We start from the raw sequence: 24699 nt of genomic DNA, 5'->3' as shown, positions 1-24699 counted from the left end.
CTGCGGCTCCGCGCGTTGATGTTCCCACTTACTCGGCTGCGACCATCATGCTTTCGAGCATGATGGAGAGATGACCGTCGATATTGCGGACCGGAATGGTCTTGACCTCGCCTTCGTCGGCCCCAAGCGCCCGGCCGGTTTCGAGCGAGATGACCCAGTTGTGCAGTGGGCAGGTCACTGCCTTGCCGTGGACAATGCCCTGCGTGAGCGGGCCGCCCCTGTGGGGGCAGTGATCCTCGATGGCGAAGACCTCGTTTTCGGCGGTGCGAAACACCCCGATCTTGCCTTGGGGGGTCTTAACGCAGCGTGCGCCACGCAGCGGGATGTCGTCGATCGTCCCGATTGCGATCCAGTTTCCGTTCATCGCCTCACTCCGCAGCCTGATTGTAGTTGATGGTCGCCATCGGCTTGAACTCATGCTTGTCCTTGCCGGAGACGCGCTCCGACCACGGATCGACCTGGGCGAATTTCTGGCTGAAGACGAAGCGGTCGTAGTAGGCACGGCGCTTGTCGGCATCCTCCATGATCTGGCGGCGGATTTCGTCATGGCCGATGCGTTTTGCCCATTTGTAGATGCGCTCGAGATAGCGCCCCTGCTCGCGATACATCTGGGTCAGCGCCACGATATGCTGAAGCGCCTCGTCTTCCGTCTTCACCAGACCTAGAACATCGGTGCCCTTGATATCGAGGCCGGCGGCACCGGCGAAATGGATCTCGAAACCACTGTCCACGCAAATGACGCCGATATCCTTGCAAGTCGCCTCGGCGCAGTTGCGCGGACACCCCGAAACCGCGAGCTTCAGCTTGGCCGGCGTCCAGGAACCCCACATGAATTTCTCGATGCGGATCCCGAGACCGGTCGAATCCTGTGTGCCGAACCGGCACCAGTCGGAGCCCACACAGGTCTTCACCGTTCTCAGACCTTTTGCGTAAGCCTGGCCTGACACAAAGCCGGCTTTGCCGAGATCGGCCCAGACAGCGGGCAGGTCTTCCTTTTCGATCCCGAGCAGGTCGATACGCTGGCCGCCAGTCACCTTGACCATGGGGATTTCGAACTTGTCGACGACATCGGCGATGGCACGAAGCTCGGCGGCATTGGTCACGCCACCCCACATGCGCGGCACGACGGAATAGGTGCCGTCTTTCTGGATGTTGGCATGCACACGTTCGTTGATGTAGCGCGACTGGTAGTCGTCGGCATATTCGTCCGGCCAATCCGAGACGAGGTAGTAATTGAGCGCCGGGCGGCACTTGGCGCAGCCGCAGGAGGTCTTCCATTCCAGTTCCTGCATGACGGCCGGAATGGTCTTCAGGCCCTTGGCCTTGATCAGACGGCGGACATCGTCATGGCCGAGTTCGGTGCAGGTGCACATCGGCGTGACGGCAGCCGGATTGTAAGCGTCGCCCAAAGTCAGGGCCATCAGTTGTTCGACGAGGCCGGTGCAGGAGCCGCAGGAGGCGGACGCCTTGGTGTGGGCGCGCACGTCATCAAGCGAGGTGAGGCCTTTGGACGAGATCGTGGTGGTGATCCGGCCCTTGCAGACGCCGTTGCAGCCGCAGATTTCTGCATCATCCGGCAAGGCTGCAACGGCCGCCATAGGGTCCAGCGGGGTACTCCCCTGGTAGGACTGGCCGAAGATCAGGGTGTCGCGCATCTGCGAGATATCGGTTCCACGCTTCATCAGGTCGAAGAACCAGGAACCATCCCCCGTCTCGCCGTAGAGGACAGTGCCGAGGATCTTGTTGTCCTTCAGCACGAGGCGCTTGTAGATGCCGGCGGAGGCATCGCGCAACACGATTTCCTCTCGGTCTGGGGCTTCGGCGAAGTCACCGGCGGAAAACAGGTTGATGCCGGTGACCTTGAGCTTCGTGTTGACGACGGAGCCGTGATATTCGCTGGTCCCGTCGGTCAGGCGATCGGCGAGAACGCGGGCGGCCTCATAGAGCGGCGCAACGAGGCCGTAACAGGTGCCGCGATGTTCGGCGCATTCGCCGAGTGCAAAGATATCCGGGTCGGAGGTCATCATGCCATCGTCGACGACGATGCCGCGGTTGACAGCGATGCCGGCGTCCTTGGCAAGGCTCGAGGCCGGGCGAATGCCGACGGCCATGATCACCATGTCGCCGGTGATGATGCGACCGTCTTCGAGCTCGATGCCCTCCACCTTGTTGGTGCCGAGGATCTGCTTGGTGTTGGCCTTGGTGATGATGTCGATGCCGCGTTCGGTGAGCGCCTTTTCGAGCAGATAGGCAGCGGCCGGGTCGAGCTGGCGCTCCATGATGGTCGGCATCAGGTGGATGACCGTGACATCCATGCCCTGCCGCTTCAGGCCATAGGCTGCCTCAAGGCCGAGCAGGCCGGCGCCAATGACGATCGCCCTACCCTTGCCTTCAGCGATCCTCAGCATGGCGTCGACGTCGTCGAGATCACGATAGGGCAAAACGCCGGGCAATTGATGACCAGGCACCGGGATGATGAAGGGCAGCGAGCCTGTCGCGATGACCAGCTTGTCGTAGGCGACGGTGATGCCGTTCGCCGAGGTGACCGTCTTCGCATGCCGGTCGATCTCTGTGACCCTGGCGCCTTTGTGCAGCGTCACGCGATGGCCGGCGTACCAGTCGTCATTATGGATGACGATGTCTTCATAGGCCTTCTCGCCTGACAGTACCGGCGAGAGCATGATGCGGTCGTAGTTGACGCGCGGCTCAGCGTTGAAGATCGTGACGTCGAAATGGCCGGGTGCCCTCTCGAACAGTTCTTCCAGCATGCGGCCGGGGGCCATGCCATTGCCGATGATGACGAGTTTTTCAGCCATTGATTTTACTCCGCAGCTTCGACGAAGCGGTGGCGTTCGTAAAGGAACTTCAAGACGGCCTCGCGGGATTTGAGATAGGTGCGGTCGGCGGCGAGCGCGATGCGGTCGCGCGGACGCGGGATCGGAACCTCCAGCACTTCGCCAATGCGGGCTGCCGGGCCATTGGTCATCATGACGATGCGGTCGGAGAGTAGCACCGCCTCGTCGACGTCATGGGTGATCATGATCATCGTATTGCCGAGACGGGAGTGAATCTCCATCACCGCATCCTGCAGATGGGCGCGGGTGAGGGCATCGAGCGCGCCGAAGGGTTCGTCGAGCAGCAGGATCTTCGGCTCCATGGCCAGCGCCCGGGCAATGCCGACGCGCTGTTTCATGCCGCCGGAGATCTCAGCCGGACGCTTGTCCTTGGCATGCGCCATCTGCACGAGATCGAGATTACGCATGACCCATTCATGCTTCTCCGCCCTTGTCTTCTTGCCTGCAAAGACCTTGGAAACGGCGAGATTGACGTTCTCATAGACGGTCAGCCAGGGCAGCAGCGAGTGGTTCTGGAAGACGACGGCGCGTTCAGGACCGGGTTCGTTGACCTCGACATTTTCGAGGAGGACAGCGCCTGCAGACACCCGCGTCAGCCCGGCGATCAGGTTCAGCAGCGTGGACTTGCCACAGCCGGAATGGCCGATGATCGAGACGAATTCACCTTTACCGATAGTGAGGCTGACATCCTTAAGGACCTCGGTCTTTGTGCCGCCACGTTCGAAGCTTTTGTCGATATGGTCGATCTTGAGATAAGCGTTCATGGTCGCTCTCCTCAGTTCTTCGCGGTGCCGCGGGTGATGACGTTGCCGAGGAATGCGACGAGCTTGTCGAGGACAAAGCCGGTCACGCCGATATAGGCGAGCGCCACGATGATGTCGGAGAGACGCGAGGAATTCCACGCATCCCAGATGAAGAAGCCGATGCCGACACCGCCGGTCAGCATTTCCGCGGCAACAATCGCGAGCCAGGAGAGGCCGATGCCAATGCGAAGACCGGTGAAGATGTAAGGGGCGGCGGCCGGCACCATGATGCGGATGAAGAATTCCAGCGGGTTGAGGCGCAGCACGCGGGCAATGTTGCGATAGTCGTCGGGGATGTTGCGCACGCCGACAGCGGTGTTGATGATGATGGGCCAGATCGAGGTGATGAAGATGACGAAGATCGCCGACGGATTTGAATTCTGGAAGGCAGCAAGCGAGAGCGGCAGCCAGGCAAGCGGCGGTACCGTGCGCAGGATCTGGAAAATCGGGTCGAGACCACGCATCGCCCAGACAGACTGACCGACAACGGCACCGAGAAAGACGCCGACGACGGCGGCGAGCCCGAAGCCGATCGCGACACGCTCGAGCGAGACGAGAACGCGCCAGGCAAGGCCGATATCCTGCGGCCCATAATCAAAGAACGGGGCGGCGATCAGATCATAGCTGTCGATCCACACCTGTGATGGTGGCGGCAGCGTGGCGCCCGGATTTGAGCAGGCGATCTGCCAGATACCGAGTAGCGCGATCAGCACCACAAGCGGCGGCAGGACATTGCGACAGATGGCGGCGATTGCCTTCTGGAGGTCGATCTTGCGGGTCGGGCGTTGTGCGATCATGACGACCGTGCCTGTCCTGGTCGCTGAAATGGCCGTCGCCTCGGTGTCAATCTTGCGGGCGGTTGCGGTCATGGTGTGGTCCTCTTTCGAGTGGTTTTCGTTGTCATGAAACTGCCCCTCACCCTCTCCCCGCAGACGGGGAGAGGGGACGGAACGGCTGCGGCTGAGTCCTTCTCTCCATTTAAGGGGAGAAGGTGCCGGCAGGCGGATGAGGGGCCGTGATCGGAACTAGGTCCTTACGCCCCGGCCTTGATCGTCAGGCTGTCGAGATAGGCCTTCGGATTTTCCGGATCGAAGACCTTGCCGTCGAAGAAGGTTTCCGGACCGCGCGAGGTCGATGCCGGGATGTCGGCGGCAGCAATGCCGAGATCAGCGGCCGCCGCACGCCAGATGTCTTCGCGGTTGACCTTATCGACCAGCGCCTTGATGTCGGTGTCGGGTGCGAACTTGCCCCAGCGGATGTTCTCCGTGAGGAACCAGGCGTCATGGCTCTTGAAGGGATAGGAAGCGTGGTCCTTCCAGAACTTCATCTCGAGCCCGGTGTTTTCGGCGAGACGGCCATTGCCGTAGTTGATGGTGCCCTTGAGGCGACCGGCGACATCCTTCGGAGGCACATTGAACCACTGGCGCTTGCCGAGGATCGCCGACATCTCTTCCTTGTTGTCCATGCTGTCGGCCCAGATCTGGGCTTCCATGACGGCCATCATGAGCGCCTTTGCGGCGTTTGGATTCTTTTCGATCCAGTCGGTGCGCAGGGCGAGCGCCTTTTCCGGATGCCCCTTCCAAAGCTCGCCGGTGGTGCAGGCGGTAAAGCCGATGCCCTGATTGACGAGCTGCTCGTTCCACGGCTCCCCGACACAGAAGGCGTCCATGTTGCCGACCTTCATGTTGGCCACCATCTGCGGCGGCGGAACAACGATGGTGGAGACGTCCTTGTCCGGGTCGATGCCTCCGGCTGCCAGCCAGTAGCGGAGCCAGAGGTCATGCGTGCCACCGGGGAAGGTCATCGCGACCTTGATCTCGTTGCCGGCTGCCTTCTTGGCGGCGAAGGCTTCCTTCAGCTTGGAAGCGTCGAGCTGCACGCCGGTCTCGGCATATTCCGTGGCGACCGAAATGCCCTGGCTGTCGAGATTGAGCCGGGCAATGATCGACATCGGCACCGGCACGTTGTTCTGCGTCACCTTGCCGGTCGATATCAGGTAGGGCATCGGGGTCAGGATATGCGCGCCGTCGATGCCGTTCGCTTCACCGCCGAGCACGAGATTGTCGCGGGTGGCACCCCAGGAAGCCTGTTTGAGGACTTCCACTTCGGTGAGACCATATTTCGCAAACAGCCCCTTTTCCTGCGCGATGATCAGCGGTGCGGCATCGGTGAGCGCGATATAGCCGAGCTTCACACCGGTCACTTCAGGCCCGGCGGTTGCGGCGAAAGCGCCCGACGGAAATGCCAGGCGAGCCGCGCTTGCAAGTGCTGCCGCAGAACCGATCTTGAGAATCTGACGCCGGCTGATGCTCGTTGCTGTGGTCTTGGTCATAGCTGTGTGCCCCTCTTTGTCTGTTGACGGAGATCCGGAAAAACGAAAAAACGCCGCGTGCTATCTTGCGAGGTCCTGGCGGGAGGAGCCGGACAGCAAGAAGCCTGCGACGTCATTGTCTGATGGTTATCTGCGCCGATAAGGCGCTCATCCGTCCCGCGATCGCCGTTGACCGTGGACATCAAGAGCGAAGCAAGGGCCGTGCCAGTTTCACCTGGCGACGGTTAAGCGTCGGAAAAACAAGCGCTGTTTCAAGGGCAGGCACGACCGCCTCTCGACGGTCGCAAGATCAGCCTGCTCGTTCCAGAACACGACTTTTCGTGCAAATGCCTCAGGTTTGTGCACCGCAGCGCATCAGCCATCGACCGTCCCCACGCCTGACGACGAGGCTGATCGGACCGGAAATCCCTCGACGTAAGCCTGCACCGCATCCGGATCAAAACGCTTGCCATCCATGAAACCCTCATAGCCGCCAGCGCCCTTCTCGCTCGCCTCGTCCGGCATGGCAGCATCCTGTCCCAGCGCTGTCAGATAGAGGTCCGGCCGAAAAGCGCTCCGCGCATGTGCCATGCCTTCATCGCTGAAGTCTGTCTGGCCCCAGCGAAGCATCTGGCTGTAGATCCACGATGCCTGATCTGGCCGCGGATGGTTGGCGGCCCCGCGATGGAAAAGGAAATAATCCGGGACGACCCGTTTCGTCCCCTGCGCATCAAGACTGAACTCGCCATTCAATACGCGGCGAATGATGCCAGTGGGCGCTGCGATGTATTCCGGCGCGCTCAGGATCCCGGCAAGCTCGTTGTGGTGACCTGGGTCATCGCACCAGCGCGCCGCCCGATCGAGGGCGACGATCAGACGGGAGACGGTATCGACATTCGCATCGGCCCAGTCGGGGCGCATGCCGAGCACCTTCTCAGGTGCCAGAGGCCAGATATCCTGCTTGGCAGCCACGATGCGCCCCGTGCCTCGTTCCGACGCAATCATGTTCCAGGGTGCCCCGACGCAGAAGCCATCGATTGCGCCAGCCGCGAGCGCATCCGAAGTCAGCGGTGGCGGAACCACCACCAGCTTCACGTCCCGGTCCGGATCGATGCCGCCAGCCGCCAGCCAGTAGCGGAACTCATAATTATGCGAGGAGAAGGGATAGGTCATCCCGAGTGTTGGCACCGGTTCGCCCCGCGCGCGCATGTCGGCGAGCAAGGCCGCCAGTGCCCTGGCATTGGCCAGGGCATCCGCATCGTCTGCCAGCCCCGTCAAAGACTTCATCCGTTCGAAGATTCGGGCGGACAACGTGATAGCATTGCCACCGCGACCGAGGGAAAAGGGCGCGATGGTCGGCGAGGGATTGGATCCAAGCCCGAGCATGGATGCGACGGGCATCGGCGAGAGCATGTGCGCAATGTCGAACTGGCGGAAAGCGAGACGGTCGCGGACATTGGCCCAGGTGACGTCCCGGACCAGCTCGAGATGCAGTCCCTCCCTTTCGGCAAAACCAAGCTCTGCAGCTGCGATCAGGATCGAGGCATCCATCAGCGGGATGTAGCCTGCCCTGAGCGTCCTCTGCTCCTTGCCACGCACAGTCACGGGGGCATGGATGGCCGTATCGCCGGATTGGGTTGAAACCATATCGCTCACCAGCATTCTCCGATCCACGCCGCGCTCACAGTAGCAGTCCTGCAGCCGTCACGACGCTCTGGGCGATGTCGGCCAGCTTCTTCTTTTCGTTCATGGCGGTCTGTCGAAGCAGAGCGAAAGCCTGCTCCTCGCTCAAGCCCCGCATTTTCATCAGGATGCCCTTGGCGCGCTCGATGACCTTGCGCTCCTCGAGGGCATTGCGCGCCTCGACCAGTTCGCGTTGAAGGCGGCTGAAGGCATTGAAGCGGCTCACCGCCATGTCGAGGATCGGCTTGATCCGCTCTTTCTTCAGCCCATCAACCACATAGGCCGATACGCCGGCATCGACGGCAGCCTCGATGGCGGCAGTATCCGAGCGGTCGACAAACATGGCAATCGGCCGCGAAATCATCCGGGTGAGCTGGAACATATGCTCCATCATGTCACGATTGGGGTTCTCGATGTCGATGATGATGACGTCAGGATCCATCGTCTCGATCAGCCGCGCCACGCCCTGCATCTCATGGATCACCCGGACATTCAGATGCCCAGCTTCGTTCAGCCCCTCTTCGATGATCGAGGCCCGAATGGCATTTTCGTCAATGACAAGGATCGTCAGGTCGGAGGAGGTCTTCGCCATAGTCAGACCACGGTTGCCAGAAGCAGCCACGAGATCCTCGTGATACTTAGACATCTCCCCGGATCCACTGCTTCGCCCAAAACGCGCCGTGGCTTCCTTGCAAGTGCATGGCGTATTGTGTGTACGGACAATGAGATCTCCCGGTCATATATTCCGGTAGCAATGCAATTCTCACGCCAGATTTCACGCTCGAGATGTGAAGATGAGATCGTAAACGCCGCGCTGTTCGGACGGTGAAGCAGTATTCCACATTGCTGTGCAATTCCTGAGCCCACCGATAGGATGAGGCGAGAAACACCATCCTGGCAATGCACTCGTATTTCCAGCTGACGCCTGAAGATATCACTCCGATTTTCTCAAGCCCAGTCTACTCACGGTCAGGCATTTGAGTCCGTTGCGCGCTCTGCAACGACAGAAACGGCCGACGTCTTGGCTTCGGGCTTTGTCGTGACAATGATTCCATCGACGATTTCGATGATGCGGTCCGTCCGGCGCGCGAGCTCAAGATTGTGTGTCACGATCAGGAAGGTCGTCTTCTCCCGTCGGTTGACGTCTCGCATCATCGCAAACACCTCGTCGGCGGACTGGCTGTCGAGATTGCCGGTCGGCTCGTCAGCCAGAACCAGTGCCGGTTTCATGGCAAGCGCTCGCGCGATGGCGACGCGCTGTTGCTGCCCGCCAGACATGCGATTGGCGGGGCTGTTCTTGAACGGGGCTAGCCCCACCTTGTCGAGCAGGATGCCTGCCTGCTCCCGCATTGCCTGACTGGGCCAGCCCTTGTCGAGCAGCATCGGCATCATCACGTTCTCGACCGCAGTAAAGGCCGAAATCAGGTGATGATACTGGAAGACGAAGCCGATGCTGTGTCCCCTGAGGCTCGTCTGTGCCGCATCGCTGAGGCCTGCCGTATCCTCGCCTTCGATCTGCATCCGGCCGGAGGTCGGACGATCGAGCAGGCCGATGATGTTGAGAAGCGTGCTCTTGCCGGATCCGGAGGGACCGATCAGGGCGCAGAACTCCCCCTCCTGGAGGACCAGGTCTATGCCATGCAGCACCTCCGTCTCGATCTCCGTCCCGACGCCGAAAGACTTGGTGACCCCCTCAAGGCGCAGCACGGTCTTGTCTGTCGGTGCGGGCTTATCCACGGATCGCATCCACTGGATCGAGACGGGCGGCACTGAGCGCCGGAAGGACGGCGGTCACCAGACCGGTAAGGGCCGCAACCACAGCGGTGGCGACGAAGAGCGACGGCTGAAGCGCAATCGGAAAGAACTCGGTGCCGTCGGGGTTCCTGGCAAAGGCACGCCAGACGAGAACGAAGCCGGCTCCGAGCGCAGACCCGGCCAGCGATCCCAGCATGCCGATCACGGCCCCCTGGACGAGAAAGACCCGCATCACCTGGGCGCGCGACGCCCCCATGGCCCTGAGGATGCCAATTTCGCGGGATCGCTGAACGACGGACACCACCAGCACGCTGGATATGCCGAGCGCCACCGCGATCGCCACAAAGAACTGGATGACGTAATTGGCGATCGACTGGGTCTTGAGTGCAGTGAACAACTCCTCGAAGGTCTTGATCCAGCTCTCGGCATTGACGCCGAGAGCCGAGCGCAGATCGGTGGCCACCACTTCCGCCTGATAGGCGTCGATCAGATTGACGCTGAGGCTGGTCACGCCCCCTGCCAGCCCAAGCAGGGATTGCGCCGATCGCAGGGACACGAAGACGCTGCGCTGATTGACCTCCTTGTTCCCGAGATCGAAGGTCCCGCCGATGATGAAGGTCTGGTCGGAGCCGCTTGTGGTCTTCGTGCTGGTGGTGCGGATGCGCAGTTTCTCGCCGACCCCGATACCGAGATCGCTTGCAAGTTCAATGCCGATGAGCACGCCATTGGGCGACAGTGTCGCCGAGCCGGAGATCATCTTTTCGGGCAGCGCGATGATCCGGTAAAAGGCGTCCGGCTCCATCCCGGTCACCGAGACCGCATCGGCGACCTCGCCGCGCACGGCAAAGGCGGCACCGACGACCGCCGGTGACACGGTGACGATATCAGGACGTGCTGTCAGCTGGGCGGCAATCGCCTGCCATTGGTCAATCGAGCGCAGCCTTTGCGCCGGCTTCTGCACGATCGCGAAGGTCTGGAGAGCTGTCGCCATGCGCTGGGGCCGGGCCACCTCCTCGCTCGGCGAAATCACGATATGGGCCTGGGTGGAAAGGACCCGGCTGAAGATATTGGCCTGAACACCCGCGAGCAACGAAGACATGAAGACGATGACGGAAACACCCACCGCCGCCCCGACAATGGTCAGCAGGGTCTGCATCCGCCCCTCGAGCAGGAAGCGGAAAGCGGCAATCAGTTCGAACGGCAGCCAGGTTTTCATGGGGAAACCGCACCGTCAGCGACGCGGACGCGCGCACCCGCCACGACGGTCGTGACCGTCGAGGGAATGACGAGGTCGCCGACAACAAGTCCATCGAGGATCTCCATGCTGGCGATCCCCCTCAGGCCCAGGGTGACGGGTCGCTCGACGGCATGCCCGTCGAGGATCAGCAACACCTTGGGCGCAGCACTCGCGGCATCGCGAACAGCCGCATTGGCAACCACCAGCGCATTCTCATGGCGGGCGACCTCGATGTCGACCGACACGGTCATGTCCTCCTTGAGGTAGCTGGGTGGCGCATCGATGGAGAGCTTGACCTCGACGGAGCCCTTGTCTGCATCGACAGTCGGACTGATCGTTGCGACGGCGGCGCGAAAACTCTCCTCCGGATAGGCATCGGCCGAGGCAAGGGCCGGCTGGGCGATGCGGATCACGTCGAGATTGCGCTCATCGATCTGCACGACAAGCTGCTTGGACCTGTCTGGCGCGAGCACAAGAAGCGGCGTCCCCGCCTGAACGATGGCCCCTTCTTCGACGGCTCTCTGGATGACGACGCCCGTGACGGGGGCGGTGATCAGTGTCAGGCCCAAGCCGGCCTGCGCGGCCCTGAGCACCGCCTCGGCCCGGACGACGGCACCCTTTGCCGCCGCATGGCCACTGCCGCCGACGGATAGGCTCTTCACCTGCAACTCGGCTGATCGGACCTCCGTCTTGGCAATATCGAAGGCGCGCTGAAGATCCTCAACGGTCTCGCCGGTCGCAATCGAACGCTCAGCCAGTTGCAAGGCACGGGCCAGTTGGGATTCGGCATTGCGCAGGGTCGCCTTGGTCTGGATCAAGGTCTGCTCGGCCAGTGGCAGCGTCAGTTCCTCCACCTGTCGGAGGCTCGTTCGAGCCTCCGACAGGGATGCGGCTGCCTGGTCGACGGCAGCCCTTGCCTGACGGTCATCGAGGGTGATGAGTGCATCGCCTTTGCGAACAGCGGCACCCTGCCTCACATGGACGTGGAGCACGGTTCCGATGATCTGGCTGCCGATATTGACACCCGATGGTGTCTCGACGCGGCCACTCGCCACGACCGTCTGGACGATGTCGCTCCGGACAACAGAGATTGCCGCGACCTTCTCACCCAGGACAAAAGGAATGCCAAAGTAAACGCCGACTGTGGCGAAGACGGTGGCACAGATCGTCCCGGCGACAAGTTTAGGCCCAATCTTCATGACGCTCTCCGCCAAGAGCGACCGGACAGGACCCGACTGCGTGAACGTTTCATGCGGGCGGATGCGGAGGCGCACCTCGCATGGGTCACGTCTCTGGGGCCGCGAGGACACATGTGCTTCATGGTCGTTCACATATGCCCTGCGCGCTTGCGGCAACAGGATCGGAAGATACTCATGTTGCCGAGACGGACACGATGCGTTGGAGGCCAGAGCAGCAAGGCAATCTTGCTCACGGTCATCATGTGCTTCCGGCTCGCCATCCTGCCGACTTTTGCGACAATGGCATCCCTTGTCCGCGAGGGTCTGGCCGGAGAAAGACGTTGCGCCATTCCTGACCGCTGAGTGGCGACTGTTAACGGCGTTCGTCGACCGGGCTTCCGATACGGAGATACTCAGCACTGATGTCCTTAGTCAGCCCTGTGACATCGGTGACAACCCCATCACGTGTCATATCGATAATGTATTCAAGACCTTGCAGCCCTCTTGAGATCGTCGTGCTGGAGGTCGTGCCTTTCATTCCTCGCCAGGCAGTCAGAAACAACGCCGCATCCGCGTCATCGTAACTCGCCCTCTGTTCATAGCCGCCGTCCTCAGGCGCGAAGTAGAGCGAGATGACGTCCCAGTTGTAGTCAGCCTGGCCTGAGCGCTTCAATATGTCCTCTGCCTGCGCGGCAATCGCCTTCATCAGCGAAATGGGAACGCGCAGCTTTCCCTTGTCCGCAGTCGTGTTGATCATTTCATTGAGGGACATGTCTTGTTCCTGATTTCGGGGCGGGCGCGACACCAGATGGAGAAAGACGTTCATCCCAAGATCAATCGTTTCCGAATTTGAGTTCGGGCGATGCGTAGAGGGGCTGACTGACGGTCGTCTCGCCTGCACTCGGAAAGTAGTATCCTAGGAGCAGTATGCCCAGAACACCGCCAATCGCGAGGGTGAGAAGTGCCAGCATGACGAGGCGCAATTTGTTACAAATCCCGGATGGACGGAGGAGTACTGCCGCTGGTTGACAACGGAAAACGACCATGATCGCGGCCAGTGCAGCATCACGGCTGCTGCCGGCCGGGGCCAGGGACGGATTCTACCTAGTTTGGCCGACCATAGGTATATTCCGGCCCTCACCGTTATGGCCCATTCCTCTTTATTCTGAGCACGGTCAATTCGTGGTGGGTCTTGTGGAGGAAAGCATGACCTTAATCCCAGACAAACTGATTGACGGAGCGTCCGATGCAAACCTTCTGGCAGCCTTCACCAAGACCTGTGAGCAGCACGGGTTTTCGTCAGATGGCGAAGATGGTTCCGATCTTGCGACAGTGCTCAGCCATGCGTTTGAACGGGGCATCACCAGTGAAGCGGCCCTGATCGCATTGGTGGAGAACCTGATCAACGGGTGAAGGACGATAGTGTGCAGAGCCCTGCCCTGTCGGCTTTTACAATGCCGGAGACCGGATCAAGGTCTGGGGTTCCCAACGCGCATTCTGGGGCGGATTGTGGGGATTGTTCTTTGGCGGGCTCATCCTGACCATCCCCCTCTTCGGATATGTGTTCATATTGGGTTCGCTCGCAGCAACAGTGGCTTCAGCCCTCGAAGGCGCGCTCGTGGTCGGCGGACTGATACCCGCGCTGAAGGCCGACAGTTTTCTCGTGATGGTCCATGGATCCGAAACAGAGCTTTCGCATGCGAGACAGGTCCTCGACGCCGTCAAGCCGACGAAGCTCGACACGCATTCAGGTGCAGCCGAAACGGATCTGAAAGCGATCGTATAGCAGGTCAAAGGAACACGCGAACTTCGCGAGAACAGCCTGGTCCGTTTCGATCAGGTGGCTCTCGCGAAGGTGTTTTCAAAATGGCCTGCCTGCTGCCTGCATGGCGGCATGGATCGCCTGATCGACATCCGCATCAAGGAAAGGCTTCTGCAATATGATGGCATTGGCCGGGACCTCTTCTCTGACCAGCCTATCGCCAGTCATGAAGATGTAGGACACCGGTCCTTCTTTCAGGATCCTGGCGACGGCAACGATGCCACTGCCCTGCTTCAGATGCCTGTCCACAATCAGAAGGTCTGGCTTTAGCCGCGTCGCCGCTTCGACAGCCGCGTCCTCCGTCACTTCGATGGCACAGACCTCGTATCCCATTTCCACGAGGAGTTCTGCGAAGAAGATGGAAATGAGAGGCTCGTCTTCCGCAAGCAGTATCCGAAGTTTCTCCATCCTTTCAAACAATCGCTTTTACCGGACACGCATCCGACCCGGCGTTGATCAGGGACGGAAATGACAGGGGCGTGAGAAACCGCTCGAACAGCCAGAGTTGCCTTTCGGTGTCGCCCGTGATGCCTGCAAACAGGCCAGCCGTCACCGGGTCGCCTATCGCGTTGAGAAAGGCGATCGCCTTCTGCATCGAGTGGGCATAAGCGGCAATGCTCCTGGAGACCGCAAATGCATGCTCCTGCTCCCCCGCGATCAGGACGGGATATTCAGGCAGGAATGAGCGGGCGGCCACGAGTTTGACGGTGCCGAAAGCGATGTCACCAAGCGCCCCGCTTCTGTCGGCAAGTGCATCGCACTGTCCAGCCACCAGCATGGCGGCTGAACGCAAGATCACCCGCATTCCCTCGTAATTCGGGCCCTGCACGTTCCATTCCGCCTGCTTGATGTGGGAATGAAGATCGAGCGCTGCGGCAAGATGATTATTGATGGTGAACGTGGACTGGGCGCGCACGTTCTCCGGCAAGCTGTTCTGGGTGGGGCGCATGGCATGAGTTCCTGGCATCATCGATTGCGATGCCGCAGGACGCAACATCTGCAAATCAGTCAGCGGGATCATAACTCCCCGGCTTTCTGACTGTTTTCGGAACCATAATTCATGCCAGCCTTTGAACAGAGGCTCGGAAAACACTCATTCAGGCAAGTCGGCCGGCGCCGCATTGACCCACCGGAGCAAAGGTGACCATGTCTTTGACATCGATCAGGTTGGAATGCTCCCCATAGGGGTATTATTGGTCTTTGCAACGGCTTCTTTCCAGGAGCACGAAGGGATCGATACCATGAAGGCTGCCGATACAGTCAGCGGCAACGGACCGCCGGCGCCCGCTCTTCCGGATGAGATGCAAACCGTGAGCGCTTCTCCAAAGCGGTTTCCTGTCGTCGCCATCGGTGCGTCCGCAGGCGGCCTGGACGCATTTCGCAAGCTTCTGGATGGCATCGCTGTACCAAGTGGGGCGGCTTTCATTTTCGTGCAGCATCTCGATCCGCACCACGAAAGTCTCCTCGTTGATCTCGTGACAGACAACACGCCCATGACCGTGGTGGAAGCGCGCAACGAGATCGCCCTTGAGCGTGACCATGTCTATGTCATCGCGCCCGGCACCGTGCTGACGGTAAAGAACGGCATCTTGCAGGTGGCAACAATCAATCCGCCGCATGGCGCGCGGTTGCCGTTCGATACGCTGTTGATTTCACTTGCAGAGGACGCAGGAACATCCGCGCTCTCGATCATTCTTTCAGGCTCCGGCACAGACGGGAGCATCGGGCTTGCTGCGATCAAACAACAAGGCGGCATGGTCTTCGTCCAGGAGCCCGAGGAGGCCGGCCATGACGGCATGCCCCGGAGTGCCGTGGCGACCAATCTCGCCGACAAGATCCTGACCCTGGAGAAAATGCCAGACGCGATCGCGGCATTCGGCCGAAATCTCGCAGAAGCACCAGTTCCCGCAATGGAGGCTCAGTCTCCGACAACATCAGCGACACTGCTCGACATCATCAAGGTTCTTCGCTCAAAAACGGCGCACGACTTCACGTCCTATAAACCTGGCACCCTGCAGCGCCGGGTCGAGCGGCGAATGGGAATGAAGGGGTTGTCCCCTAACGCCATGGATCAGTATCTTGCGCTGATTGAAGAGGATAAGGGCGAGCGCGACGATCTGGCCAAGGATCTGCTGATCAATGTCACCAGCTTCTTCCGTGATCGCGCGGTCTTTGAAACTCTCGAAAATGCCGTCATTCCCGACCTCGTGAAGGCGCATCCCTCCGATCAGCCCATGCGAATCTGGATCGCTGGCTGCAGCAGCGGCGAAGAGGCCTATTCGATCGCCATCCTCTTCCGCGAAGCGCTGTCCGCCAGCAACTCTCCCCTCAAACTGCAGATCTTTGCCTCTGACGTCGATGAGGATGCAGTGGCCACGGCCAGAGAGGGGCTTTACCCCGAAACGGTCAAGGCTGACATCGATGCCGAGAGGCTTTCACAGTTCTTCCTCAAGGAGGACAATGGCTACCGCGTGAACCCGGATATCCGTTCGATGATCGTTTTCACCGTTCAGGACGTGCTATCCGATCCGCCGTTTTCCCGCATCGACCTGGTCTCTTGCCGCAATCTCCTGATCTATCTGGACCCCAAAGGTCAGGCAAAGGCGATCTCTCACTTTCACTTTGCGCTGCGCGAAGGCGGCATCCTGCTTCTCGGCGCTACGGAAACAGCGGGCAGTGCTGAAGGTCGTTTCACACCGATTTCCAAGTCTGACCGGATCTATCGCCATGTTGGCCGAAGCCGTCCGGGCGACATGATCTTTTCGCTCAATGGGTCTGCGGGCGTTCATGTGCCTCAAAGGTCAACTCCCAAGGCAAACAGCGCCAGCTTCCCGTCTCTCGCGGACATCTGCAACCGGAAGATACTCGAGATCTATGCGCCGGCCGTTGCCGTGGTCAACAGGAAGAACGAATGCCTTTTCACGATGGGGCGCATCGGAAACTATCTTGAAATCGCGCCCGGCTATCCCTCGACCGATCTGTTCGCCATGACGCCAAAGACGCTGCACACCAAGCTGCGTTCGGCGATCCAGCGCTGTCAGCAACAGAAGACCGCGATCGTCGCGCGCGGGGGGGAGATAAATGACGGGAAAGGCAGCCCCAGGCGCGTCAGCGTTCGGGTGGAACCGATCGAGCATGAGGGTCAGAGCCTGTTTCTGCTCTGTTTTGTCGATGAACCCGAAGTCCAAACGAAAACCCAATCCGGCATTCCCGAGACGGCCGACCTTGGACGGGTGCGTGAACTTGAGGCTGAACTCGTCGCCACACGCATCGAACTGAATGGAGCAATCAGCAATCTCGAACTGTCGGGCCTGGAACAGAAGGCAATCAACGAGGAAGCCCTGTCGTTCAATGAGGAGTTTCAGTCAACGAACGAGGAACTGCTGACCTCGAAGGAGGAGCTGCAGTCTCTGAACGAAGAGCTGACAGCCTTGAACAGCCAGTTGCAGGAGACACTGGAAAAGCAGCGAACGACCTCGAATGACCTGCAGAATATTCTCTACAGCACCGCTGTCGCAACCCTCTTCCTGGACGTAGACCTGAACATCCGCTTCTTCACGCCCGCCACCAAGGTCGTGTTTCATGTCATCCCAGGTGACATTGGTCGCCCTCTGGCCGACCTGCGGTCGCTCGCCGTCGATACGACGCTGATTGCCGATGCAAAGTCCGTGCTTGGCGATCAGGAACCGCTTGAGCGCAAGATAGAGGCATCCGGCGGTCTCTGGTATCTGCGGCGCATCATGCCCTATCTCAACGAAGACAAGGCCGTTGAAGGCGTGGTCATCACCTTTGTCGACGTCACGGACCAACGCAACACTTCCGAGGCATTGAGACTGGCCAAGCGGCAAGCCGATATCGCCAATGTTGCGAAATCCCGGTTTCTCGCGGCGGCCAGCCACGATCTGCGCCAGCCCTTGCAAACCTTGAGCCTGCTGCAGGGCCTCCTGGTTCGTCGAAACCATGATGAACGATCGGGTGAATTGCTGGCGAGATTTGAAACCACACTTGGCTCCATGTCGGGCATGTTGAACGACCTTCTCGATATCAACCAGATCGAAACCGGTGTGGTGAAGGCGGCCATTGTGGATTTCGGCGTGCAGGCGCTGTTCACCTCGCTGCGGAACGAGTTGACCCTGGTTGCCCAGTCCCAGGGCCTCGATTTCCGAGTGGTGGACAGCAGTCTGTTTGTCCGCACGGACCCGCTTCTGCTGGAACAGATCCTGCGCAATCTGATCGCCAATGCCTTCAAATACACGCAGACGGGAAAGGTGTTGCTGGGATGCAGACGGCGCGGCACGATAGCCAGCATCGAAATATGGGATACCGGGATAGGCATCCCCGAAGCCGAACTGCAAGCGATCTTCGACGAATACCACCAGATCGACAATGATGCGCGCGAGCGCAGCAAGGGGCTCGGCCTCGGACTCTCGATCGTGCAACGGCTGAGTGATCTTCTCGGCCATCGGATCAGCGTGAAGTCACGGCCATCGAAGGGATCGGTCTTTGCAATCGCACTCGAACGCCTGGCCGGTCATCACAGCGCGCCCATCGCAAACGTGCCGGTTGAGACACCCTCAATTGTCAGCAAGCCCCTGAAAACCGGCCGGATTCTTGTTGTCGAGGACGATGCCGAGATTCGAATGCTGCTTAAGCAGCTGCTGAGCGATGAGGGCTATACTGTCACTTCAACGCCCGATGGCCCGTCAGCCTTGAACCACCTGACATCCGGCATCGCGACGCCGGACGTGATCCTCACGGACTACAATCTGCCGGGGGGAATGAACGGCGTTGACGTCGTTGCCGAGATCAGGAAGAGCCGCAAGGCCAATGTCCCGGCCATTGTGCTGACGGGCGACATCTCAACGAAGACCTTGGCGCACATCTCGAGCGCCAATGTCATTCACCTCAACAAGCCGATCACGCTGCAGGCTGTGACCAGCTTGATCAGGCGACTGCTCGAATCGAGGCCGGCACCCGAACAGCCAGGCGTACACGCGACCGAAGATGTCATCGCGCGGGCAAGTGTGGTCGACGAACAGCTTGTCTATGTCGTTGACGACGACGAGGATCTGCGGAAATCCTTGTGCCAGATGATCGAGGCGCATGGCTTGATCGCCGTCCCCTATGACAGCAGTGAAGCCTTCCTCGCGCATTCTCATCCCGAACAGCCGGGTTGTCTTCTTGTCGATGCCTATCTTCCCGGTATGACGGGCGTCGAGCTTCTGCAGACCATCAAGCGGTCCGGGCGAAAGCTCGGGGCGATCATGATCACCGGCAACAGCGACGTTCAGATGGCTGTCGACGCCATGAAAGCCGGCGCCTCGGAGTTTATCGAGAAGCCCATCAAGCCAGCGGCCCTGCTGGAGATTATCGACACAACGATCGCCCAGTCACGGGATCAAACGGAAACGCTTGCGCGGACGGCGTTGGCGGTCCAGCAGATCAACTCGCTGACGGCACGGCAGCGCCAGATCATGGAAATGGTGCTGGCTGGACATCCGAGCAAGAACATCGCGGCTGATCTCAACATAAGCCAGAGAACGGTCGAAAATCATCGCGCCTCGATCATGTCGAAGACAAAGTCAAAGTCTTTGCCGGCCCTTGCGCGTCTGGCGCAGGCAGCGTCCGAAGCTGGCCCGTGAACATCGTAGGGAAGCTGCGGGCAATACACATACCCTGCCTGCATAGGCGACGCTAACGTCTGTCGAGCAGGAACGCCTCCCCTGTCGCTTCCGCGAGATATTCGCCATGGCCGACAAGCTTCAACCTTCGACCATCGGACAATTCCATGGTCCGAATGCCTCTGTTGTCGTTCGCGCTCGGCTCCAAGGCCATCGTCAGCTCTGCGAGGTCTTCCATCTCGTAGAGTGTGACGGGTTCACCTGCTGATGTCTTTGCTTCATGCATGCCAACGATCTTTTTCATCATTCTCTCCGGTCAAGCGCGGCCTAATCGTGTGATCAAAAATTCTAGCCGCCATCCAGACGCGCGAAAGCATCGGAAACTACCTAGGGAGTGCATGGTAGTTTCACATTTAACCCGGATCCTGCTTTTTGAGGCGATACAGACCGCCCCCCTCAAGCCTGGGTAGTTTCCGACCCTAGTCGCGACCCAAAGACGCCGCGATATTGCGACGCAATCAGGCTCTGCCTGCAAAGGCCAGACGCACCGGTTCGCCAGAGCAATCTTAAGGAGATCGATCATGGGCAGCACCGCTGGTAGGATCAACGACATCGGTCCGAAGCCGCAATCGTTCGACATCGAGCGCGCATCGAAGGACAACAGCGATTATCGTTCGGTTGCCTGGAGTGGCCGCTATCTCCAGGTAACGCTGATGTCGATCCCCGTCGGCGGCGACATCGGTCTTGAAGCGCATCCGCAAACCGATCAGTTCATCCGCCTCGACGCAGGCAACGGTCGCGCGCAGATGGGAGATGCGAAAGACAAGCTCACGTTCGAAAAGGACGTCTCGGATGGCTGGTGTGTCCTCGTTCCCGCAGGGACCTGGCACAACATCACCAATACAGGGGCGACGCCGATGCAGGTCTATACGATCTACGCGCCGGCCCACCACAAGCCCGACAAGGTGCAGGCAACGGCGGCGACAGCAGAAGCAGACAAAGACGATGAACCGGCCCTATGGTCGGTGCAGCCAGATCACCGACCGGATCAACAGGGGTGATCTGATCGAAGCGGCACGCTGAGGCGGCCTTCCCTGACCAGCGTTCTATTGCGCAATTGCTGTTGGAAACATCAGGGAAGGCTGTCTTCGGCCGTCTCGCCGCCCTCGGTCTCCCATGACGATATTACGGCACTTTGTTTCCTGCTGAATTTGAGGCGGATCCCAGCACCAGCTCCGCGTGCTTCTGGTATGAACGTAATGCCCAGCCTTCCCAGCGTGTCTTTCAGCGCATCCGGGAACCCAACAGGAAGATCAGCGGTCTTTCGTCGTCCTGTCGCGATGACGTGATCGCCCGGGCGTGAAGGAGGCGAACAATTGCAAGCCCAATGCCCGATGATGCGCCAGTTGCGAATTAGGACATGGGTCACAGGACAATCGATGTGCGGTCAAATGCCACTTCTGCATGAACGGATCTGCTTGAAGATGATGGGGATCAGCGCGATCTCGGCCACCGTAAAGAAAGCAAGCGTGATTTCCCGGGTGATCAGATTGGATATGTGTGCCTCGCGTCCGGCTTCTTGTGCAGCGACCAGCACGCTGTCTACGCCCTGGCCGAGATGGGCATAACCGTTAGACATCGTTGAGTGACCAATCATAGACAAAGGAGCCGACAGAGGCTGTATCGATCCGTTGCGCAAGATCGGCACTGGCAAGGGATTTCCAGTGTGCCTTGAGCGCGCCCTTGCCGCCGAAGTCGTCGGCATACCAGGAATAGATTTTCGATGCAGTGATCTCGTCATCCGAGACTGTGACACCACGCGGATGGTTGACATAGTCGCGGGCGTTTTCAGCGAGTAAAGCGTCGACATTGCCACCAGTGTAAGCCCTCGCCGCCAGGTTCGGGCATGAGTATGACGCGCAGTTCAGGCCGTAATGGCTCATCGGGTCCTTGAACAGAGCCCGAACGATTTCGTGTTCGACATCATCCAGCGAAAGCTCGACCCCGCCGACGACCATGATCTTCCTCGACCAGGGACCTGTTTTGAACAGGCCACCCCCGCCGAGCTTGATGTCTCTTATCGAGGCGACGGGATAATGGTCGATAATCACCTCGAGGGTCTTGGCGTTGTAGAGATTGATCCAGAACGCATGGCCCTCGTTGCGTGATAGTCCCGCAGGGTTGATGCTGGACAGTTCCGAAATGTAGGATTTGAGAACCGCCGCCCCATCTCTCCCAAGCGACTTGTAGTCGACTCGGTTGTAGCGGCTCTTGTCGGGTTTGACATGGCGCTGAAGCAATTGATCGAAGGCAGTGTGGTCGAGGCTCGCTGCTCCGGCTGGAGCGAAGGCTGCGAGGCCTGAGGCGCTGGCAGGCCGTGCCCCCATAGCGATTACGCCGGCACCCGCCAGACCAAGCATGGCGCGACGAGATAGTCGGCTGTGTATCGGTTTCATGCTCTTGTCCTTCTCGTTGTGAATCTGATTTTGCTCAAGAAGCCCCCGAATTCAGAGTCACGATGACTTGAAGCTCGCGAATCTTGCTGGACTTTCAGAACGATTGTTCTGTTAATGCCTCGCCAACATCGACTGGAGGGGCTGTGGAAGATAACGAGTGTGATGACGCGATCTTGCTTCCGCGGCTGGTCGTAGGCGATCGGATGGCTTTTCAGCGACTGTTTCGGCTGCACAATGCCCCGATGATCCGTTTTGCGACTGGCATCGTCAGAAGCCGTCATGTGGCCGAAGAAGTCGTCCAGGATACCTGGGTCTCGGTCCTCGGACGGATCGATCTCTTCGAAGGACGAAGCTCTCTGGCAAGCTGGATCTACGCCATTCTCGTCAATAAAGCCCGAACCGTTGCGAAGCGTGAGGGCCGCATCGTCTTCTTCGACGATGCCGGTGATGGCAACGGCCTTGCAGATGCCTTTGACGGGCGCGGTCGCTGGCGCGACATTCCCGAGCTCTGGGATGAGTTGACGCCGGACAGACATGTTGAGGGCCGCAGCGTCCTTCAGCACGTCGAAGCGGCCATCGAGGCGCTCCCGCCGGCGCAGCGCGCGGTCCTGATCCTCCGCAGCCAGCAGGAACTCGAGGCCAAGGAGGTCTGCACTCTTCTCGGCATGAGCGAGGGCAACATGCGCGTGCTTCTCCACCGGGCTCGTGTGAACGTGCGAAACGTCCTCGATCGGCTCAACAAGGATCTCTGACATGGCGCTTGGCGTGGTGCGCTCCAGTATCGGCGCAATGCAGGCCGAGACTAGGTCCGCATATCCTGCCCCAATGGCAATCCGATTGCGGTTCAACCGTTTTGGTCGCGACCAAAGACGATTGGACCGGGCGGAGTTTTGATCGGTCGATGCCACCCGGGCTCCTTGCGAAACTTCGGCCCAACAGGCCTGCTGCACGAAGGACTATCGAGCATTCAATCTGTTACACAGGAGGAAGCAAAAACGTCGCCAGATGTTTCTCGCAGGCGTGTTCAGGTCGCCAAACAAGTTCGCCAGTTCCTTATGGAGCGGCGCTTAGGCTCGTCACAGCGGTGACTGCCGCTTGGGCGACAGGTTTGAGCTCATCGGCTGTCTGGCCAGAGCGCGCCTTGAGCGTCATCCCGCGGGCCACGGACGCAATCATTCCTGCTACAGCCCCAGGCGTGATCTTGGCGTTAGCGGGCCACGGGGCCAATTGAAGGCGTGCCTCTATTTGCTTTTCCATCGCCACGAAACGACGGTCGAGCTCTACCGTGAAGACCGGGTTGGTTCCCGCTGCTTCCGCCAGGACGCAGGAGATCAGGCAACCTGGTGTCTCACGATCCGATGAGGCAAGATAAATGACCTCATCGAAGAAGGCAGACAAATCCTCAGCAAGCGTGCCCTTCGGTCCCAGCGCAGCAATAACATGCGACACGCGCGTCTCGCCGTAGCGGCCGAGCGCAGACAGAAACAGGCCCTGTTTGTCCCCAAAGAGCTGATAGAGGCTGGCGCGAGGCATGTTCATCGCCCGACACAGCCTGTCGATCGAAGCCGCTTCGTATCCTTCTGCCCAGAAAGACCTCATCGCTGCTTCCAACGCAGTCTCCCGATCAAAGCCGCTGGGACGGCCCCGCTGACGGGTTGTTGGGGTGGTGGCTGCCATTGATCACCTAATTCTGGACTGATCGTTCTAAAATAACTGTTCATTCCTCGAAATTCAATTTAAAGAATGACTGTTCTGAAATTAAGGAGGCTTTATGACCCGCACCCCTCTTCTCGATATGCACCCCGAAACACTAGAAGCATCCACGGGCGAGGCGCATGCCTTGTTGGCGACGGCAAAGTCAAAACTCGGCTTCGTGCCCAATATGTATGGCTACATGGCGAAATTACCGCCGGTCCTCGCCAACTACATGTCGAGCTATGACGCCTTTCGCAACCAGTCCGGCTTTACACCTGCTGAACAGGAAACTGTGTTTCTCACCATCAGCCGCGTTAATGGCTGCACCTACTGCATGGCCGCACATTCAATGATTGCCGACAAGAAGTCGGGCGTACCTGCAGCATCTCTTGCCGCGCTCAGATCCGGAAAAGAATTGCCGGATGCCGGACTTCAGGCTGTCGCAGCTTTCACCGAAGTCATGGTCATCTCGCGTGGCAATCCTGGAAAAGCGGCGGTCGATGCATTTATCCAGGCTGGCTACACCGAACAGCACATCCTAGGCATCGTATTGGCGATCGCTGCAAAAACGTTTTCCAACTACGTCAACCACCTGGCAGGAACTACGGTCGATCCGGTATTTGCGCCTTATTCGGTGGATTGATACGGCATGGCAAAGAACAATTGAGGTGCGCCCGAATAGGGGCGACCTCTAGAGACAGCCATTGAAAACGGGGCGCTCGAGATCGGCACTGGATGATATATTGTCTAGCCTGAAGCGAAGGTAGGCTTTCGATTACCCGAGTTTATGGCTTCTACTTAAATGCATGCACCAAGCGGCATCTGGGTATTGCCCGCAGATGGCCGGTTGTGCACCATTTTTACCCTCCAACTTCAAAGCGGTTGATGCCGCCTTCTGGCGCAAAGGCGACAAAATCTACCCGCGCCCAATGTCCACTTTCAGAACGATAAATGACCACTTCTAAGGCCGAGTTGAAGGCGCTTAGCTGCTCGACGAAAATGCTCACCTCCCCTCCGTCTTGGCGCTCCCGAGCGGAAATAATTGCTGCTTTCCCGCCATATTGACGTCAGCCCAAAGCCAGAGCACAAAGATGGCATCCACGGTCGTTCTCGGCGGAAAAACAGAGGGAAATCAAAGGTAATTTTTCCAAGCCTTTGAAATGAGGCGAGAATTTAGGTTCTTCAGGCAGGCCATTGTAGGTCGGTTTTCCGCTGAAAATCAGCGTCCGTTTATCACAGAAGAAAGGGACGCCTTCTCAAGAACTTAAGCAATTCTGGCTGCT

23 protein-coding genes and 1 pseudogene are annotated in these 24699 nt (G+C 59.3%); 6 read left to right on the top strand and 18 right to left on the bottom strand.

Features of this window, described 5'->3' with window-relative positions:
* Positions 1 to 28 precede the first annotated feature (28 nt).
* From nirD to GH983_RS02305, 11 genes and pseudogenes are all read right to left on the bottom strand, one after another.
* Complete coding sequence (gene nirD / locus GH983_RS02355; RefSeq protein WP_069042143.1) at positions 29 to 364, bottom strand: nitrite reductase small subunit NirD; 336 nt, start codon at positions 362 to 364, stop codon at positions 29 to 31.
* 4 nt (positions 365 to 368) lie between these two features.
* Positions 369 to 2816, bottom strand: coding sequence for a nitrite reductase large subunit NirB (gene nirB, locus GH983_RS02350; RefSeq protein ID WP_069042144.1), 2448 nt, complete (start codon positions 2814 to 2816; stop codon positions 369 to 371).
* 5 nt (positions 2817 to 2821) lie between these two features.
* Positions 2822 to 3619 carry an ABC transporter ATP-binding protein gene (locus GH983_RS02345; protein ID WP_069042145.1) on the bottom strand — a complete coding sequence of 266 codons (798 nt, stop codon included), beginning with the start codon at positions 3617 to 3619 and terminating at the stop codon, positions 2822 to 2824.
* 11 nt (positions 3620 to 3630) lie between these two features.
* The gene (ntrB, locus tag GH983_RS02340) at positions 3631 to 4527 is read right to left on the bottom strand and encodes a nitrate ABC transporter permease (protein WP_054148695.1); all 897 of its coding nucleotides are present in this window, start codon (positions 4525 to 4527) and stop codon (positions 3631 to 3633) included.
* 164 nt (positions 4528 to 4691) lie between these two features.
* Positions 4692 to 5990: a CmpA/NrtA family ABC transporter substrate-binding protein gene (locus tag GH983_RS02335; protein ID WP_069042146.1), complete on the bottom strand. Its 1299-nt coding sequence runs from the start codon at positions 5988 to 5990 to the stop codon at positions 4692 to 4694.
* A 354-nt stretch (positions 5991 to 6344) separates the two neighbouring features.
* A complete protein-coding gene (locus GH983_RS02330) occupies positions 6345 to 7616 on the bottom strand; it encodes a CmpA/NrtA family ABC transporter substrate-binding protein (RefSeq protein ID WP_069043921.1) in 1272 nt (423 codons plus the stop codon).
* A gap of 34 nt (positions 7617 to 7650) precedes the next feature.
* Positions 7651 to 8244 (bottom strand): ANTAR domain-containing response regulator, encoded by a 594-nt coding sequence (locus tag GH983_RS02325; protein WP_069042147.1) that lies wholly within the window; start codon positions 8242 to 8244, stop codon positions 7651 to 7653.
* Positions 8245 to 8696: 452 nt separating this feature from the next.
* A pseudogene (locus tag GH983_RS02320) lies at positions 8697 to 9389 on the bottom strand (ABC transporter ATP-binding protein); the annotation flags it as partial.
* A complete protein-coding gene (locus GH983_RS02315) occupies positions 9382 to 10623 on the bottom strand; it encodes an FtsX-like permease family protein (protein ID WP_153761500.1) in 1242 nt (413 codons plus the stop codon). The pseudogene GH983_RS02320 and the gene GH983_RS02315, both read right to left, overlap by 8 nt.
* On the bottom strand, positions 10620 to 11843 hold the full coding sequence (locus GH983_RS02310) for an efflux RND transporter periplasmic adaptor subunit (protein ID WP_153761499.1): 1224 nt from the start codon (positions 11841 to 11843) through the stop codon (positions 10620 to 10622). Before GH983_RS02310 ends, GH983_RS02315 begins: the two co-directional genes overlap by 4 nt.
* Positions 11844 to 12195: 352 nt before the next feature.
* Positions 12196 to 12594, bottom strand: coding sequence for a hypothetical protein (locus GH983_RS02305; protein ID WP_153761498.1), 399 nt, complete (start codon positions 12592 to 12594; stop codon positions 12196 to 12198).
* A gap of 272 nt (positions 12595 to 12866) precedes the next feature.
* On the opposite strand from GH983_RS02305, the gene GH983_RS02300 reads away from it, so the two are divergent.
* Positions 12867 to 13235 (top strand): hypothetical protein, encoded by a 369-nt coding sequence (locus GH983_RS02300; protein WP_153761497.1) that lies wholly within the window; start codon positions 12867 to 12869, stop codon positions 13233 to 13235.
* Positions 13236 to 13338: 103 nt separating this feature from the next.
* The gene (locus GH983_RS02295) at positions 13339 to 13608 is read left to right on the top strand and encodes a hypothetical protein (RefSeq protein ID WP_153761496.1); all 270 of its coding nucleotides are present in this window, start codon (positions 13339 to 13341) and stop codon (positions 13606 to 13608) included.
* A 75-nt stretch (positions 13609 to 13683) separates the two neighbouring features.
* On the opposite strand, the gene GH983_RS02290 is transcribed toward GH983_RS02295, so the two are convergent.
* Positions 13684 to 14052 (bottom strand): response regulator, encoded by a 369-nt coding sequence (locus GH983_RS02290; RefSeq protein WP_054148686.1) that lies wholly within the window; start codon positions 14050 to 14052, stop codon positions 13684 to 13686.
* A 4-nt stretch (positions 14053 to 14056) separates the two neighbouring features.
* The gene (locus GH983_RS02285; RefSeq protein ID WP_083229608.1) at positions 14057 to 14665 is read right to left on the bottom strand and encodes a ferritin-like domain-containing protein; all 609 of its coding nucleotides are present in this window, start codon (positions 14663 to 14665) and stop codon (positions 14057 to 14059) included.
* A gap of 280 nt (positions 14666 to 14945) precedes the next feature.
* Here GH983_RS02285 and GH983_RS02280 point away from each other — a divergent pair, with 280 nt between their 5' ends.
* Positions 14946 to 19286, top strand: a complete 4341-nt coding sequence (locus tag GH983_RS02280; protein ID WP_083229727.1) for a CheR family methyltransferase — start codon at positions 14946 to 14948, stop codon at positions 19284 to 19286.
* A 52-nt stretch (positions 19287 to 19338) separates the two neighbouring features.
* Here GH983_RS02280 and GH983_RS02275 read toward each other — a convergent pair whose 3' ends face one another.
* A complete protein-coding gene (locus GH983_RS02275; protein WP_069042154.1) occupies positions 19339 to 19569 on the bottom strand; it encodes a hypothetical protein in 231 nt (76 codons plus the stop codon).
* A 277-nt stretch (positions 19570 to 19846) separates the two neighbouring features.
* On the opposite strand from GH983_RS02275, the gene GH983_RS02270 reads away from it, so the two are divergent.
* Positions 19847 to 20326, top strand: a complete 480-nt coding sequence (locus GH983_RS02270) for a cupin domain-containing protein (protein ID WP_069042155.1) — start codon at positions 19847 to 19849, stop codon at positions 20324 to 20326.
* 386 nt (positions 20327 to 20712) lie between these two features.
* Here GH983_RS02270 and GH983_RS02265 read toward each other — a convergent pair whose 3' ends face one another.
* Entirely contained in the window at positions 20713 to 20904 is a 192-nt protein-coding gene (locus GH983_RS02265) for a hypothetical protein (RefSeq protein ID WP_054148682.1), read from the bottom strand.
* Positions 20897 to 21721, bottom strand: a complete 825-nt coding sequence (locus GH983_RS02260; protein ID WP_083229609.1) for a DUF547 domain-containing protein — start codon at positions 21719 to 21721, stop codon at positions 20897 to 20899. The genes GH983_RS02265 and GH983_RS02260 overlap by 8 nt, the downstream gene beginning before the upstream one ends.
* A gap of 203 nt (positions 21722 to 21924) precedes the next feature.
* On the opposite strand from GH983_RS02260, the gene GH983_RS02255 reads away from it, so the two are divergent.
* Complete coding sequence (locus GH983_RS02255; RefSeq protein ID WP_083229728.1) at positions 21925 to 22473, top strand: RNA polymerase sigma factor; 549 nt, start codon at positions 21925 to 21927, stop codon at positions 22471 to 22473.
* Between the two features lie 301 nt (positions 22474 to 22774).
* On the opposite strand, the gene GH983_RS02250 is transcribed toward GH983_RS02255, so the two are convergent.
* Positions 22775 to 23332, bottom strand: a complete 558-nt coding sequence (locus tag GH983_RS02250) for a TetR/AcrR family transcriptional regulator (protein WP_194842771.1) — start codon at positions 23330 to 23332, stop codon at positions 22775 to 22777.
* Between the two features lie 160 nt (positions 23333 to 23492).
* Between GH983_RS02250 and GH983_RS02245 the strand changes: the two genes are divergently transcribed.
* Positions 23493 to 24059: a carboxymuconolactone decarboxylase family protein gene (locus GH983_RS02245; RefSeq protein ID WP_069042159.1), complete on the top strand. Its 567-nt coding sequence runs from the start codon at positions 23493 to 23495 to the stop codon at positions 24057 to 24059.
* Between the two features lie 217 nt (positions 24060 to 24276).
* Here GH983_RS02245 and GH983_RS02240 read toward each other — a convergent pair whose 3' ends face one another.
* Positions 24277 to 24423 (bottom strand): hypothetical protein, encoded by a 147-nt coding sequence (locus GH983_RS02240; RefSeq protein ID WP_153761494.1) that lies wholly within the window; start codon positions 24421 to 24423, stop codon positions 24277 to 24279.
* Between the last annotated feature and the right edge of the window lie 276 nt (positions 24424 to 24699).

This window comes from Agrobacterium sp. MA01, from assembly GCF_009650195.1.
Taxonomy (GTDB): domain Bacteria; phylum Pseudomonadota; class Alphaproteobacteria; order Rhizobiales; family Rhizobiaceae; genus Allorhizobium.
The sequence above is the reverse complement of the archived record's forward strand: the minus strand, read 5'-3'. Positions and strand labels throughout refer to the sequence as shown.

Excerpts from the sequence above, each read along its gene's own strand:
- nirB (WP_069042144.1), bottom strand. The coding sequence starts at position 2,816 with ATGGCTGAAAAACTCGTCATCATCGGCAATGGCATGGCCCCCGGCCGC.
- GH983_RS02285 (WP_083229608.1), bottom strand. The coding sequence starts at position 14,665 with ATGATCCCGCTGACTGATTTGCAGATGTTGCGTCCTGCGGCATCGCAA.
- GH983_RS02325 (WP_069042147.1), bottom strand. The coding sequence starts at position 8,244 with ATGGCGAAGACCTCCTCCGACCTGACGATCCTTGTCATTGACGAAAAT.
- GH983_RS02330 (WP_069043921.1), bottom strand. The coding sequence starts at position 7,616 with ATGGTTTCAACCCAATCCGGCGATACGGCCATCCATGCCCCCGTGACT.
- nirD (WP_069042143.1), bottom strand. The coding sequence starts at position 364 with ATGAACGGAAACTGGATCGCAATCGGGACGATCGACGACATCCCGCTG.
- GH983_RS02275 (WP_069042154.1), bottom strand. The coding sequence starts at position 19,569 with ATGAAAAAGATCGTTGGCATGCATGAAGCAAAGACATCAGCAGGTGAA.
- GH983_RS02260 (WP_083229609.1), bottom strand. The coding sequence starts at position 21,721 with ATGAAACCGATACACAGCCGACTATCTCGTCGCGCCATGCTTGGTCTG.
- GH983_RS02345 (WP_069042145.1), bottom strand. The coding sequence starts at position 3,619 with ATGAACGCTTATCTCAAGATCGACCATATCGACAAAAGCTTCGAACGT.
- ntrB (WP_054148695.1), bottom strand. The coding sequence starts at position 4,527 with ATGACCGCAACCGCCCGCAAGATTGACACCGAGGCGACGGCCATTTCA.
- GH983_RS02270 (WP_069042155.1), top strand. The coding sequence starts at position 19,847 with ATGGGCAGCACCGCTGGTAGGATCAACGACATCGGTCCGAAGCCGCAA.
- GH983_RS02310 (WP_153761499.1), bottom strand. The coding sequence starts at position 11,843 with ATGAAGATTGGGCCTAAACTTGTCGCCGGGACGATCTGTGCCACCGTC.
- GH983_RS02290 (WP_054148686.1), bottom strand. The coding sequence starts at position 14,052 with ATGGAGAAACTTCGGATACTGCTTGCGGAAGACGAGCCTCTCATTTCC.
- GH983_RS02245 (WP_069042159.1), top strand. The coding sequence starts at position 23,493 with ATGACCCGCACCCCTCTTCTCGATATGCACCCCGAAACACTAGAAGCA.
- GH983_RS02255 (WP_083229728.1), top strand. The coding sequence starts at position 21,925 with ATGGCTTTTCAGCGACTGTTTCGGCTGCACAATGCCCCGATGATCCGT.
- GH983_RS02315 (WP_153761500.1), bottom strand. The coding sequence starts at position 10,623 with ATGAAAACCTGGCTGCCGTTCGAACTGATTGCCGCTTTCCGCTTCCTG.
- GH983_RS02305 (WP_153761498.1), bottom strand. The coding sequence starts at position 12,594 with ATGTCCCTCAATGAAATGATCAACACGACTGCGGACAAGGGAAAGCTG.
- GH983_RS02265 (WP_054148682.1), bottom strand. The coding sequence starts at position 20,904 with ATGTCTAACGGTTATGCCCATCTCGGCCAGGGCGTAGACAGCGTGCTG.
- GH983_RS02280 (WP_083229727.1), top strand. The coding sequence starts at position 14,946 with ATGCAAACCGTGAGCGCTTCTCCAAAGCGGTTTCCTGTCGTCGCCATC.
- GH983_RS02300 (WP_153761497.1), top strand. The coding sequence starts at position 12,867 with ATGATCGCGGCCAGTGCAGCATCACGGCTGCTGCCGGCCGGGGCCAGG.
- GH983_RS02335 (WP_069042146.1), bottom strand. The coding sequence starts at position 5,990 with ATGACCAAGACCACAGCAACGAGCATCAGCCGGCGTCAGATTCTCAAG.